The organism is Streptomyces lushanensis (genome assembly GCF_001700515.1).
Lineage (GTDB): Bacteria > Actinomycetota > Actinomycetes > Streptomycetales > Streptomycetaceae > Streptomyces > Streptomyces lushanensis.
In genome coordinates this window covers 1-13,911 of record NZ_MAUD01000157.1, presented here as the reverse complement: position 1 = coordinate 13,911, position 13,911 = coordinate 1, and the positions used below count along the sequence as shown (strand labels likewise).

Here is a 13,911-nt window from a genome sequence, read left to right as displayed (position 1 = left end):
CCCGGCCGCCGCGGGCTGCTGCTCGGCGCACAGCAGCCCGCGGCGGCCGGGGTGAACCTCATCAAGAACCCGGGCTTCGAGACGGCGGGCGCGGGCGCGGAAGCGATGCCGTACTGCTGGGAGCGGTCCGGCTGGGGCGACAACGACTTCAGCGTCGCGACCGTCGCCGACGCCCGCTCCGGCACCGAGGCGCTCAAGGTCGAGCTGACCCGCCGCGTCGACGGCGACCGCAAGGCGCTGATCACGGAGTCCGTGGAGTGCGCGCCCGATGTGCTGCCGGACCGGCAGTACGACCTGTCCCTCTGGTACAAGTCGACCACACCCGACGCGGCGATCACACTCTTCCGGCACGACACCACGGCCGGCTGGCAGTACTGGACCGACCTCAAGACGCTTGACCTGAGCGCCGGTTACCAGCGCGCCGAGGTCCGCACACCGGCCGTACCGCCCGGCACCGACCGGATCACCTGGGGTGTGTCGGTGTACGGCACGGGCAGTGTGACCACCGACGACTACGTCATGGAAGAGGTGGCGCCGCCGCCGGTGGAGCCCGAGTGCACCGGGACCGCCCAGGAGTGCGCGGACGGCAGGTGGGAGGTCCTGCCGACGGAGAACCCCGTGCGCTCGATGCACTCGGTGGTCCTGAACAACGGCAAGGTGCTGCTGATCGCCGGATCCGGCAACGACACGGACATGTTCGAGGCGGGTACGTTCACCTCGGCCGTGTACGACCCGGAGAACGGCTCGTACCGCACCGTCCCCACGCCCGACGACATGTTCTGTGCCGGCCATGTCCAGCTCTCCGACGGCCGGGTGCTGGTGATGAGCGGCAACAAGGGCTATCCGTCGGCCGACGGCACGATCGGCTACCAGGGCTACAAGGACTCGTACATCTTCGACCCGGTCACCGAGACCTACAGCAGGACCAACGACATGAACGACGGCCACTGGTACCCGTCGGCCACGATCATGGGCAACGGCGACGTGCTGTCCTTCGGCGGGCTGCGCGAGGACTCCAGCGGATCGGTCACCGCCGAGCGCTGGTCCGCCGCGCAGAACCAGTGGCTGCCGCTGTGGCAGGTGAACCAGACCTGGTCGTACTGGGGTCTGTACCCGTCGATGATCCTGATGCAGGACGGCCGGCTCTTCTACTCGGGCAGTCATGTCTTCGGCAACGGCACACCGGGTACCGGGTCCTCGATCTACGACTACGACGCCAACACGGTCACCGATGTGGCCGGGCTCCAGAACAAGGACGAGCGCGACCAGTCGGCGAGCGTGCTGCTGCCTCCCGCGCAGGACCAGCGTGTCCTGACCATCGGCGGCGGCAACATCGACTCCAACCCGGAGGCGAACCGGCTGACCGACCTGATCGATCTCAAGCAGCCCGACCCCCGGTACACGCCCGGCCCGCCGCTGCCCCAGGGCACGGTGGACCTCGGCGCCGGCCCGCAGCCGCAGACCGGCGCGCAGGGCAAGATGTACGGGTCGGCGGTGCTGCTGCCCGACGGCAAGGTCCTGGAGACCGGCGGGGCGCTGCACAACCGGGCGAATCCGGTCTACGAGTCGTCCCTCTTCGATCCGCGGACGGACACCTTCGATCCGGTGGCGGTGGATCCCGAGGCACGCGGCTACCACTCCTCGGCGTTCCTGCTCCCGGACGGCCGTGTGATGACGACGGGCGACAACCCGGGCAACGGCACCTGGAACCACCAGGTGTCGCTGTACACACCGCCGTATCTGCTCAAGGGCCCACGGCCGGAGATCACCTCCCTGATCGACGACCAGTGGCTGTACGGCGACACCCAGCGGATCACGGTCGACCGGCCCGTCGCCAGGGCGGAGCTGATCCGCCCGGCGGCGGTGACGCACTCGTCCGACCCGAACCAGCGGTTCGTGGACCTGCCGCTGACGGTCGACGGGAACAACGTCGATCTGAACGTGACGAGCAACCCGAATCTGGCGCCGCCGGGCTGGTACATGCTGTTCGCGGTCGACGCGAACGGGATTCCGTCGGTGGCGGAGTGGGTGCACCTGGGCGGTCCGGCGGCGTCGGCGAAGCGGGCGGCGGAGTCGGCCCACGTCCACGATTTCGCGGGCGGCCTGTCGAAGTCCGCCGAGAAGCCGCGCAAGAAGCGGACCTCGGCCCCGGTGAGCCCGCAGATCGCGGGCTGCGACCGGCACTACGGCTCGGCGAACGTCTGCGTACCCACGGTCTTCCCGGACACGGTGAAGGCGACGACGAAGGCGCGCTGCGACTGGCTGGCGGCGAACGCGTACGGCCGGCTGAAGGTCAACGGCAAGGACGATCCACTGCGCCTGGACCCGAACAGGGACGGCACGGCGTGCGGAAAGAGCGACGTACGGCAAGGAAACTGACACGCCACCACGGCTGACGCCCGGCCAGGACTCCGCGCCCCGGCCGGGCCGACGCGTCCCCCTGGACGCCTTCACGGGCCGACCGGCGCCGTACGCAGAACGGAACGGGCCCTCGCCGAGCCGGCGGCGTGCGAGCGCGGTCATGGCGCGAGGTTCTCGATACGCTTCCGGCCGTCGTCCAGCAGCCCGGCCACGGCATCCGCCGAGCACAGCTTTCCGACGCTCTCCACGGGCACGGCCCAGTAGGCGGCGAAGGCGGTGGGCTCCGTACGGTCCACCCTCGGGATACCGAGCCACCCGCCGCTCCCACGGACCACGGCGAGCGCGGAGCGCCATGTCTCACAGGTGCCGGTGGGCACGAGCGCGTAGTACCAGGAGCCGGGCTGACAGATCACCGGCCCGTCGAGCACCTCGGCGAGGACGGCGTTCACCTCGCCCGGCTCGGTGCGACCGACCGCGGCGTGCACCAACCGCTGTGGCATCCGCACGGCGTCGTACACACCACCGGTACGCAGAACGGCGGGCCTGCCGTCCGCCCAGTCCGCGTGGGCGATGTCCGCGAGGCGGGAGGAGGAGAGCAGCCATCGGGTGAGGGCCCTCTCGGTTGTACGGGACGTCATGGTCGGCTTCTGGACCGCGTAGGGTGCGGCGCCGGCTCCGCCTGGCGGGGCGGTCGGCGCCACTTCGTGCGCTCACGCTATGGAGCGGTGCGATCACAGCCCAGTGCCAGGAGATCCCAGTTCGCGGATCAGGTAGGACGGCGTGTCCTACCCGGCCAGGCCGAGTCGGTCGGCGAGCCCCAGAAGGGCCGTGTCACCACGAGAGGCGCGCTCGCGGAGTTCCTCGACGAGGCGGCGCGATGTGGAGTGGTAGCGCAGCCATTCGGGCGCGTCCTGCTCGGCCCTCAGCAGTGCGCTCGCGGATGCCTTGTCCTTGCCCAGGTCGTTGTAGGCCAGTGCCCTGTCCACATGGAGTCGGGCGCGCCATGTCGGCGGCAGTGAGGCGAGGTCCGGAATGGTGCGTGCCGCCCGGATCGCCTCGTCGCCCTTCTCCATTTCGACCAGGAAATTGACGTGCGCGACGGCGGCGTTCGTCGGTCCGAACGGGGTGGCGTACACCATGAGGTCCTCACCCATGCTTTCGGCGGCGCCCTTCGCCATGCGCAGCAGGTTTGTCACCGACCCGTGATTCTCCTGCCTCACGGCGGCGGTCGCGGCACGCAGCAGCAGAATCCCCCACAGCGCCAGCTCCTCGGGAGCGGAGCGGAATGACGGTTCGATCTGCTCGGCACGGGCAAGGGCCACCCGCTCCGCGTCGGCGAGCCGCCCCTGCTTGGTGAAGACCCACGACAGAGTCGACGCGGCCAGGGTCTCCAGATTCGGGTCGTCGCACTGCCGGATCGCGGCGAGGGACCGCTCCATCGCGGTGAACGCCGCGTCCTCCTTGCCGAGCGCGGTCAGCGTGGTCGCGGCGACCTGATACGCCACCGCGAGAACGGAGTTGGCCGCCGCGCCATCACTCCCCGTATAGGCGTGGGCAGCGGCCCGGGCGTCCCGGATGAGCTGCGGAAGGAGCGCTCCGATCTCGGACATACGGCCGTCACGACGGATGGTCTCGGTCGACTTCAGCGAGGCACGCAACTCCTCGATGCTCGGCGGATCCTCCGGATCGGTCTCACCGCCCAGCAGGTCGGCCACAGGCGATACGGCCTGGCGAAGGGCCAGTACGGACGGCAGTCCGTCGTCCGCGGCGTCGCGTACCTCGAATGTGCTCGGCTGGCCGACCAGATAGCTGGGCTCGGTGTCCAACGCCCGCGCCAGAGCGTTGATGCTGGAAAGCCGCGCCGTCTTCCGCCGCCCTTGTTCCAGCTTGCGAATCACGTCGACGGACAATCCCGCGTACTCGGACAGCTGTTCCTGAGTCATGTTCCGTCGCAGGCGCAGTTCTGCGAGACGGTCGCCCATGCTTGATTCCGCCGTGGAACCCATCGTTACCCCCGCCAGAAGGTGAACTTCCACGGTACGCCCGCTCCGGGGAACGTCACGGAACCACCGGCTTGCGGACACGGTATGGCGTTACCTGATTCGACGGCGCGCATGGACCGGGTTCGTGGTGTCGGATTCGGCCCCCGTTGTGGCGGGGATTCGTACATGTCTCCCCGCTTCTCAGGCCGGCGGGGGCTCAGTTGGGCCCCGGAGTGGGTCTGTGGGCCCTATGGGTTGGGCCTGGCTCGTCCCTAGGCTGACGCGGACGCAGGTGCCCACGGCTGGACGCCGTCGGCGGGACGTCTGGAGCTGTGTGGTGGAAGGGTTTCCCATGTCCGACCCAGGAACCGTCACGCTCCAGGGTGTCGCGCCGCCGCCCGACGGTCGCGGGGAGTTGCCCCGGTCCCTGATGCTGACGAGGGCCCTGCTGTATCTGATGTTCGCCCTCACGCTGATGGGCGGCGTCGGCATGCTGACCTCGCTGCTGGACCTGGGCGAGCGCGTCACACCGACGCTCGCCCTGCTGGCCCTGTACGCGGTGGCGCCGGGGATCGCGGGGGTGATCCTGGCGCAGCGTCTGTGGACCGGTGGGAAAGTGGTCCGGTTCGGCCTGATCGGTGTCCAGGCGTGGCTGTTGGCCGGCAGCGTCATCAATCTGTACGCGGGTTCGCAGCGCGGGTTCAGCCAGATGGTGCTGCCCGGCGCCCTGTTGCTGCTGATCAGCCTGGGCAGTAGCCGAGCCTGGTTCGAACTGCCCGTGGAACTGCGGGCCGTGAAGCCGCGCCTCACGCGCGAGCGGCTGCGCCGGCGCGCGATCCCCTCTCTTCCGCACCTGATCAGGTGGCGCCGTAACCGTGGCCAGACGACTGTCGAGTACGTCGGCATGGTCGGCTTGGTCGCCCTCATCATCGGCGCGCTCCTTCTCGGTGGCGTGGGACCTCAGATCGCCGGCGGCCTTGAGGCCGCGGTCTGCAGGATCCTCGGCGGCTCCTGCGAGACGCAGGTGGTGGGAGACGGCGGTGACGGTGGCGGCGATACGGCCGGTGGCGGTACGGGCGGGACCGCGGGTGGTACGGGCGGTTCCGGCGGTGACAACGGCGGCGGTGACAACGGCGGTACGACGGGTGGTTCGGGCGGCGACAACGGTGGTGGCGACAACGGCGGTGGCGCCGATGGTGGCGGCACCACGGGTGGTGGCGACGACGGGGGCGGCAGCGCCGGTGGTGGTACCGGTGGCGGCGGGGACTCCGGCGGCACCTCGGGCAACGGCGGTTCGGACGGTGGTGGCTCCGACGGTGGTGGCTCCGACGGCGGTGGCTCCGACGGCGGTGGTTCGGACGGCGGGGGATCCAACGGCGGGGCTGATGGTGGCGGTTCCGACGGTGGCGGTTCTGACGGCGGTACGGGCGGAAGCGGCGGCGACAACGGCGGCGGCGACAACGGCGGCGGCACGGACGGTGGCGGCACCGGCGGCGGGGACTCGGGCGGTGGTTCGGACGGAGGCGGCTCCAGCAACGGCGGCTCCAGTAACGGTGGTTCCAACGGCGGGTCCGATGACGACGACGATGACGACGACGGTGTTGTAGGCGGAGCCGTCATCGGCGGTGGATCCAGCGGCGGTGGCTCGAACGGCGGTGGCTCGAACGGCGGTGGATCCAACGGCGGTGGGTCCAACGGAGGCGGTTCGAACGGTGGCTCCAGCAATGGCGGCGGTTCGAACAGTGGTGGCTCCAGCGGAGGCGGTTCCAACGGCGGTGGCTCCACTGGCGGTGGGTCCAACGGTGGCAGCAGCAGTGGCGGCGGCTCGAACGGCGGCAGCTCCAGCGGTGGTGGTTCTTCCAGCGGTGGTGGCTCGAATGGCGGCGGCAGCTCCGGCGGTGCTTCCAGCGGCGGTGGTACCAGTGGCGGTTCCGGTTCCAGCGGCGGCGGCAGCTCCGGCGGTGGGTCCAGTGGTGGCAGTTCCAGTGGTGGTGGTTCGGACGGTGGTTCGGACAGTGGTGGGTCGAGTGGTGGTACCGAGACCGTGTGCAATCCGGTCATGGCCCCTTGGGGGTACACCCAGGTCTGCACGGAGGTGCCTACGACCGGTGGCAGTTCCAGTGGTGGGTCCAGCGGTGGCGGCAGCGATGGTGGCGGTTCCAGCGGTGGCAGTTCCAGTGGTGGTGGTTCGGACGGTGGTTCGGACAGTGGTGGGTCGAGTGGTGGTACCGAGACCGTGTGCAATCCGGTCATGGCCCCTTGGGGGTACACCCAGGTCTGCACGGAGGTGCCCACGACCGGTGGCGGTTCCAGCGGCGGCAGCGACGGCGGCAAGGACGACGGCAAGGACGAGGACGACGAAGACAAGGACAAGGATCAGGACGACGAGGACAAGGACGACGAGGACGAGAACGAGGACGAGAAGGACCGGTGCGATGAGGGATCGGTCGCTCCTCCCGTCGGCTCGGCGGTCTCCTTCTCCGGCAGCCTGACCACAGGCGCAACCGGCACCGCGCACTTCGCGCTCGCCTCGGCCGAGGTCGGTACCCGTACGCGCACGGTGACGCGTACGGCCACGGCGACACGTACGGCCACCGGCGCCTGGCGCGCCACCGCCGCCTCCACCGACGCCGGCACCGGCGTCCTGCTCGCGGCCGACGAGTCCGGGAAGGCTTCCGCCCAAGCCGCGATGCAGGCCATGTCCGCGGCCTCCCTCTCCGGTTTCGGTACGTACCAGGAGGCGGAGCAGGCGGTCCAGCAAGCCCTCGGTTCCGATCCGGACCAGTTGAACCCGAACGTGGGCGGGGACAACCCGGGCAACCCCACCGTGGACCAGGACAACCCGAGTGACCCGAGCATGGGCGACGGCGGAAGCTGCTCCGACGCCAACCAGCCGATGGACCCGTTCCACGTGCTGGACGACATCCCGCCGTACCGCGCGGGGAAGGACGCACGCAAGGAGTGGTCGGAGGAGGTCGAGCGAATCGCCCGCGAGAACCCGCTGACCGAGGACTTCACCGCCGAGGACGCGCTCATCATCGCCGACTACACCGGCCCCTGGGCCAATGACGCGAACATGTACCTGCGCGGCCAGCCGGTCTCCGGCAGCCGTGCCGGCAAGGTCCCGGAGTTCATCGAGAAGATGGACCGGGCCCTGGAGCACCTGCCGCCGGTCAGCGCGACCGTCTACCGGGGCACGTTCATGCCGCAGGACATGCTCGACAGGTACGCCGCGGGTGAGGAGATCACCATGCCCGAGTACCTCAGCACGTCCACCGACATCAACAAGGCCCAGCGCGCCGCCGCCAACGCGAAGAGCAACGGCCGGCAGGGCGAGTCGGTGCTCGTCCGCATCGAGACGGACAACGGTCGCAACATCGACCCGCTGTCCCGTTACCGGGGCAGGGAGTCGGAGGTCCTCATCCCGCGCGACGGCAAGTTCACACAGACCGGTACGGAGACGACCATCATCGACGGCAAGGAGTACAAGGTCATCGTCCTGAAGCAGACGGGCTGACCCGGGTGCCCGGCCCTGCGCGGCGACCAGCCGGTCACCGCGCAGGGCCGATGTGAAGGGCCATCACGCAGCGCCGCCGTACGGCGCCGCCGTGCAGTCCGCCGCCCGCCGAGTTCGGAAACCGGGCGCGGACGCGCTCCGTTCATCCTGATCTCTTCTCGCATTTGTGCCGTCCGTGCCGCTTGTTCCCGGACACCGGCTTACGATGCGATCGTGGTCGACAGCGCGATGGGGGGCGTCGATGTCCGGCGTTGAGTTCGGGTCCGGCAGGGCGGGGCTACGGGGTATGGCGCGGCTCGCCCGTGAACTGCCGTACGGAGTGGAGCTGTTCCAGCTCGGCTCCGAGGGCGATGTGCTCTTCGCGGACCGTGACGGGGCCCGGGAGCTGGGGCCGCGGGAGGAGTTCCTGCCCTTCATCGACGACGGGCAGTTCGCCCACTATCTCGTCGGGGACGCGCGCACCTCGCCCGAGCGGCCGTCCAACGCGACCGTCAAGCTCGGTGTCGTCGGCCCGCGCAGCGCGTTCACCCCGCACGCCCACGGCGGCGAGCACTTCGTGCTCAGCCTCGGTCACGCCTCCTGCGGCCTGTGGGACGCGCCGCGCGGCCGGGTCACCGAGATCCCGCTCGTACCCGGCGGGATGATCCGTATCCCCGAGATGATGCCGCACTCGTTCGCCAACCGGGGCACCCGTCCGCTGAACATCCTCGCCGCCAACACCGGCTTCGGCATCGACCACGAGGACTACGCCATCACCGCGGACGAGGCCGAGCGCCGCGCCACGGACGATGTCGTCCGCAGCAGCCGCCGCAGCGTCGGCACCGTCGCCAGGATCGGCACCGACTTCGGACTGCTCGCCGCCGCGCTGCGCGACATCGAACGCGCCCAGCGGCTCCGGGGCGTCGGCACCACCACCGCGCGGGAGCGGCTCGCCGCCGGGCTGCGCCGCATCGCGTCCGCGCTGGAGGCCCCGCGATGATCTGCCCGCACTGCGAACAGAACCTGCTCTACAAGGAGCGAAGCGACCGCACCTGCTCCAAGTGCCTTCGCCGGTTCGCCCTGGATCCCAGGACCAACTCGCTCGGGCTGAGCGATCTGCGCGTCCGCCGCCTCACCGCCAAGCTCACCGACGGCGGGCGGCTGAAGGTCACCCTCGACCAGCTCGGGGCCGCCGCGCTGCGCAAGCGGCGCAAGGGCGAGAGCGGGATCGCGGCGGCCATCGGCTGCACGGCGGTCGGAGTGCCGGTCGGTGTCGGTCTGCTCGCCATCGGCTCGATCGCCGACGAGAACGCGGGCTTCACCACCTTCCTCGGCATCGCCATCCTCTTCTTCGTCGTCGTGACGGTGGTCTCCGGCCTGAGGCGCGCCACGCGCAGACCGGCGGACACCAGGCTGAAGGCGTTCCGCAGCGCCCTGCTGACCGACTGGAAGCTCCGGTACGGCTCGCTCCCGCACGGGATCGTGGACACCGCCCCCCACCGGGGCGCCCGCCCTCCGCAGGGCGCGCGGATCGCGCTGCTCTGCCCGGAGCCGGCCGTGCTCACCTTCCTGGCCGCCAACGACATCCCGGAGCGGTACGGCATCGTCCTCGCCGCCGAGAGCCGTCAGCTGCCCGACACGCTGCCCGTCATCGTCCTGCACGACGCGAGCGCGCCCGGCTGCGGGCTGGTGGTGCGGACGCGCGAGGAGCTGCCCGGCCGCAGGGTGGTCGACGCGGGACTGCCGCCGCGCGCGGTGATGAAGGTGAAGGACGCGCCGACGGTACGGGTCGCCCGGCCGGCCCGGGACCTCATCGCGTGGCTGGGCGCGAGCTCCACGCTGACCAGCGACGAGCTGGACTGGCTGGCCAAGGGATGGACCGTCCCGCTGATCGGTGTACGGCCCGCCCGGCTCATCGACGCCGTCACCAGGACCGCCCACCGGGTCGCCACCCTGAACGAGGCGGATCCCGTCCGGCGCAGGGCCGAGGCCCTCGGCTTTCTCAGCTGGCCCGGCGGCGAGGCCGCCCGATGAGCTCACGTGTCGCCACGGGCATCGGCGACCGGCTCCTCGACCGGGCCCTCGCCACGGCGGTGGTACGCGCGGGCGCGCCGGCGCGTGTCCGCTTCACCGAGCGCCAGCTCTACTACGAGATGTGCCGGGTCCTGCGCCCGCTGCACACCGTGCCGCGCCGGATCCCGCTCACTCCGGCGCCGCCCGTACGGTACGAGCGCTTCGAGGAGGCGCTGCGGCGGTACGGCGAGGTGCCCGGACTGCTGGATCCCGTGCCCGCCGGTCCGCCTCCCGGATCGCCGTCCGGTTCGTCCGCCGGTTCGTCTCCCGGTCCGGCCGCCGGTCCCTCCGCTGTCCGCCGCACTCCCGAGGAGCCCGACCTCTACGACTACGGGCTGCCCAGGCTGCTCATCTGCCAGAGCCGCTCCGTGGCCCGGATGCTGCTCGCCAACGACATCCATCTGGAGGGCGCCTGCCCGGTGCTCGCCGCCGACGGCCTGCCGCTCGATCCCCGGCTCGTCGCCGGGCTCGGCCGGGTGGACGGCGCCACCGTGCATGTCCTGCACGACGCGAGCACCGCCGGGATCGCCCTCACCGCGCGGGTGCGCGCCGGTGTCACAGGTGTCACCGGCGTCGACGGTGTACGGGTCGCCTCGATGGGCCTCGTACCCCGGCACGCCGCCTCGCTGCACCTGGTCTCGCCGCACGGCCCGGCGCCGGGGCCGGGACCCGCCCAGACCGACGACGGGCAGGCACTGCCCTCCGCGCTCGGACCGCGTGAGCGCGACTGGCTCGCGGGAGGGCGCTTCGCCGAGGTGGAGTCGGTCCCTCCGGCGCGGCTGCTCCGTACGGTGCTGCGCGTGGTACGCGGACCGAGAATGCCCAGCCACTCCCTGTGGACCGGTCTGCGCGAGCTGCGGACGGCCGGTTTCATGACCTGGCCGACGGGCCGACCCGGCGATACGAGGACAAGAGGCGATGAACCGGCCACGCGAAATACCGTACAGAGATGAGCTGCTCGCCGACCGGAGCGTCCACCGGCGGTACGAGGACGGGCGCGAGGAGTGGCGGCGGCGCGAGAGCGGCACCACGGTGCGCTGGCACGACAACCTGGGCGCCTCCGGCACCGACGAACTGCTCGGACAGCGGATCGTCAAACGGCGGTTCGCGGACGGCGGCGTCGTGTACGGCCGGGACATCGGCTACGGCCGTACGGTCTGGGGCCAGGACGGGACGGTCCTGGTCAACAGGACCTCGTTCGGCGGGCGCATGGGTGTCCTGCTGGGCGGGCTCGGTCTGGCGACGCTCGCCCTGACGGCCGCGCAGTACCCGCCGGTGAGCCTCAGCCCGGAGGAGGAGGAAGAGCTGCGGCAGCAGGCCCAGAGCAGTTCCTCCGGCAGTGGCGACGGCGGTGGCGACACGAGCGGCGACACCGGCGGCGACGGTGGCGAGGGCGATGGCGGAGACTGGGACTCCGGGGACGGCTGGAACTCCGACGACGGCGGCGGCTGGAGCGACGACGACTTCGGCTGAGCGGCGGCGGACGAGCCCTTGCACCCGGCGAGCCCTCCCACCGGACGAGCCCTCCGACCCGACGCGGGCCGAGGCACAGACGAGTACGAGCACGAGCACGAGGAGCGTGGCCATGGCGCGGTTCAGCGCCTTCCTGGCGGCGGATCCCGGGCACGCCCGGGCCCAACTGGCCACGACGGGCGCCCCCGTACGCCCCGAAGGCCCCACGCTGGCGCTGATCGAGGACGAACCGGGCCATGCCACGGGCCCGTTCACCGCGTACGGCCGTACCGCCGTCGGTGAGGTCACCCTCCACAACCGGCCCGAACTGCTCGCCGCCCTCGCCTCGGCCGGCGCGCCCGCGCCGCCCGACTGCGCCGACGGAGAACTGCTGCTGCGCTGCTGGGCACGGCTCGGTACGGACGGGATCCGCGCGGCGGACGGCATGTTCGCGCTCGCCGTGCACGAGGACGGCGCCCTGGTCCTGATCCGTGACCATGTCGGTGCCCGCACCCTGTTCCACGCCCGCGCCGCCGGCTGCTGGGCCGCGTCCACCTCGCTGCGGGCCCTGCGCCGCTGGCCCGCGCTCGGCACCGGCCTCGAACTGGCCGCCGTACGCTCCTTCCTGACCTTCGCCTATCTCCCGGGCGAGGAGACACTCCTGCGCGGAGTACGCGAGGTACTGCCGGGACGGTGCCTGCGGCTGGGGGCGGACGGCACCGTGACGGAGGAGCACTACTGGGAGCCCCGGGAACTGATCGAGGACGACGACGCCCCGCCCGCGGGCTACGCGCTGCGGCTGCGCGAACTGCTGGAGGAGGCCACCGCGCGCCGGCTGCCGGAGGCCGAGGCCGTGGGCGTGCTGCTCTCCGGCGGTGTCGACAGCTCGCTGGTGACCGCGCTCGCCGCCAAGCTGCACTCCCGTCCCGTGCACACGTACTCCATCAGCTTCGGGGACGAACTCCCCAACGAACTGGGCTACTCGGGCCTGGTCGCCGCACATTGCCACACCCGCCACCGGGTGCTCACGGTGTCCGGGAACGCCGTGGCCGCCCGGCTCGCGGAGGCCGCGGCGCTGCTCGACAGCCCGGTGGGCGATCCGCTGACCGTGCCCAATCTGATGCTCGCCGAGGCCGTGGCGGGCGACGGGCTACGGGTCGTGCTCAACGGCGAGGGCGGCGATCCGGTGTTCGGCGGGCCGAAGAATCTGCCCATGCTGGTCCACGAGATGCACCGCGACGAGCTGGCGGCGCTCTCCGGCGGGGCCGGCCGGGCCGATGCGGCCGGCGACCAGGACAGCGCCGCGCGGGAGACCACGTATCTCCGCTCGTACCGCAAGTGCTACACCGATCTCCCCGAACTGCTCACCCGGGACACTCTCGACGCCCTCGCCACCGCGCCGCGGCCCGAGCGCTTCGTCACCCCGTATCTGCGGCCCGAGGCGCGCGAGGGCCGGATGGACCATCTCCTCAACCAGCTCCTGCACTGCAATCTGCGGACCAAGGGCGCCCATCACATCCTCACCAAGGTCGAACGGCTCACCGCCTCCCGGTCGATCCAGGGCCGCGCGCCGCTCTTCGACCGCCGGGTGGTGGACCACGCCTTCGCCACTCCGCCGCGGTGGAAGCTGAACGGCGCGGAGGAGAAGTGGGTGCTGAAGGAGGCCGTACGGGATCTGCTGCCCGGCACGGTCGTGGACCGGCCCAAGAGCGGGATGCGCGTACCGGTCCAGCAGTGGCTCGGCGGACCGCTGCGCGAGCTGGCGGGCGATCTGCTGCTGGGCCGCGAGGCACGCGCCCGCGGGCTCTTCCGGCAGGACACCGTACGCGCGTGGCTGCGCGGCGAGGGCGCGCTGCTGCCGAGACAGGGCGGCAAGCTGTGGCTCGTGCTCACCCTGGAACTGTGGCTGCGCGCCTACGACATACGCTGAACACGCTGATGGAGGTCCCCTTGCACACCGCCGCCGAGGACACGTCCGCCGGGCACACGTCCGCCGGCCACACGTCCGCCGCCGGGCACACCGCCACCGCGACCGTTTCGCTGGCCGATCCCCGTACCGGGCGGGTACGCGGCGACTTTCCCGTTGCCCGGGAGCAGGGGATCACCGCCGCCGTCGGCGCGGCCCGCCGGGCCTTCACCGGCTGGCGGGCGCTGACTCCGCGGGAGCGGTCACGGCGGCTCGACCGTCTCGCCGCTCTGATCGAGGAGCACGCCGACGAGTACGCCGCGCTGGAGCGGGCCGGTACGGGCAAGCCCGCCGAGGAGGCGGCCGGCGAGGTGGAGCAGGCGGCGGATCTCTTCCGCTTCTACGCCTGGGCCGCGCGTACGCAGTCGGCGCCCGCCGCCGGCGGCTTCGTCGCGGGCCACGAGAGCTGGGTGCGCTGGGAGCCGCTCGGCGTCGTCGGTGTGGTCGTGCCGTGGAACTATCCGCTGATGATGGCGACGTGGCGGTGCGCGCCCGCGCTCGCCGCCGGGAACACGGTGGTGGTCAAACCCGCCGGGACGACGCCCGACTCGCTGGTCCTGCTCGCCGGGCACGCACGCGAG

The 13,911-nt window shown here is 71.5% G+C and carries 10 protein-coding genes; 8 read left to right on the top strand and 2 right to left on the bottom strand.

From position 1 onward, the window contains the following. Positions 1-15: 15 nt before the first annotated feature. Positions 16-2,379: a galactose oxidase early set domain-containing protein gene (locus BFF77_RS14640; RefSeq protein ID WP_066948944.1), complete on the top strand. Its 2,364-nt coding sequence runs from the start codon at positions 16-18 to the stop codon at positions 2,377-2,379. Positions 2,380-2,519: 140 nt separating this feature from the next. Here the strand turns inward: BFF77_RS14640 and BFF77_RS14635 are convergent, their stop codons facing one another. Further along, positions 2,520-2,999: a hypothetical protein gene (locus tag BFF77_RS14635; RefSeq protein WP_079125159.1), complete on the bottom strand. Its 480-nt coding sequence runs from the start codon at positions 2,997-2,999 to the stop codon at positions 2,520-2,522. 147 nt (positions 3,000-3,146) lie between these two features. Beyond that, positions 3,147-4,343: a helix-turn-helix domain-containing protein gene (locus tag BFF77_RS14630; protein ID WP_245703435.1), complete on the bottom strand. Its 1,197-nt coding sequence runs from the start codon at positions 4,341-4,343 to the stop codon at positions 3,147-3,149. 352 nt (positions 4,344-4,695) lie between these two features. Between BFF77_RS14630 and BFF77_RS37760 the strand changes: the two genes are divergently transcribed. From BFF77_RS37760 to BFF77_RS14595, 7 genes are all read left to right on the top strand, one after another. Continuing rightward, on the top strand, positions 4,696-7,860 hold the full coding sequence (locus BFF77_RS37760) for an ADP-ribosyltransferase (RefSeq protein ID WP_066948940.1): 3,165 nt from the start codon (positions 4,696-4,698) through the stop codon (positions 7,858-7,860). Positions 7,861-8,101: 241 nt separating this feature from the next. Beyond that, on the top strand, positions 8,102-8,839 hold the full coding sequence (locus BFF77_RS14620) for a cupin domain-containing protein (protein WP_245703428.1): 738 nt from the start codon (positions 8,102-8,104) through the stop codon (positions 8,837-8,839). Beyond that, a complete protein-coding gene (locus tag BFF77_RS14615) occupies positions 8,836-9,873 on the top strand; it encodes a hypothetical protein (protein WP_066948937.1) in 1,038 nt (345 codons plus the stop codon). Before BFF77_RS14620 ends, BFF77_RS14615 begins: the two co-directional genes overlap by 4 nt. Next, positions 9,870-10,865: a hypothetical protein gene (locus BFF77_RS35625; RefSeq protein WP_066948935.1), complete on the top strand. Its 996-nt coding sequence runs from the start codon at positions 9,870-9,872 to the stop codon at positions 10,863-10,865. Before BFF77_RS14615 ends, BFF77_RS35625 begins: the two co-directional genes overlap by 4 nt. Further along, positions 10,831-11,385 (top strand): hypothetical protein, encoded by a 555-nt coding sequence (locus BFF77_RS14605; protein WP_066948932.1) that lies wholly within the window; start codon positions 10,831-10,833, stop codon positions 11,383-11,385. Before BFF77_RS35625 ends, BFF77_RS14605 begins: the two co-directional genes overlap by 35 nt. Positions 11,386-11,497: 112 nt before the next feature. Next, entirely contained in the window at positions 11,498-13,294 is a 1,797-nt protein-coding gene (locus BFF77_RS14600) for an asparagine synthetase B family protein (protein WP_066948929.1), read from the top strand. A gap of 8 nt (positions 13,295-13,302) precedes the next feature. Further along, the coding region (locus BFF77_RS14595) for an aldehyde dehydrogenase family protein (protein WP_141698445.1) at positions 13,303-13,911 on the top strand (609 nt) is incomplete at its 3' end.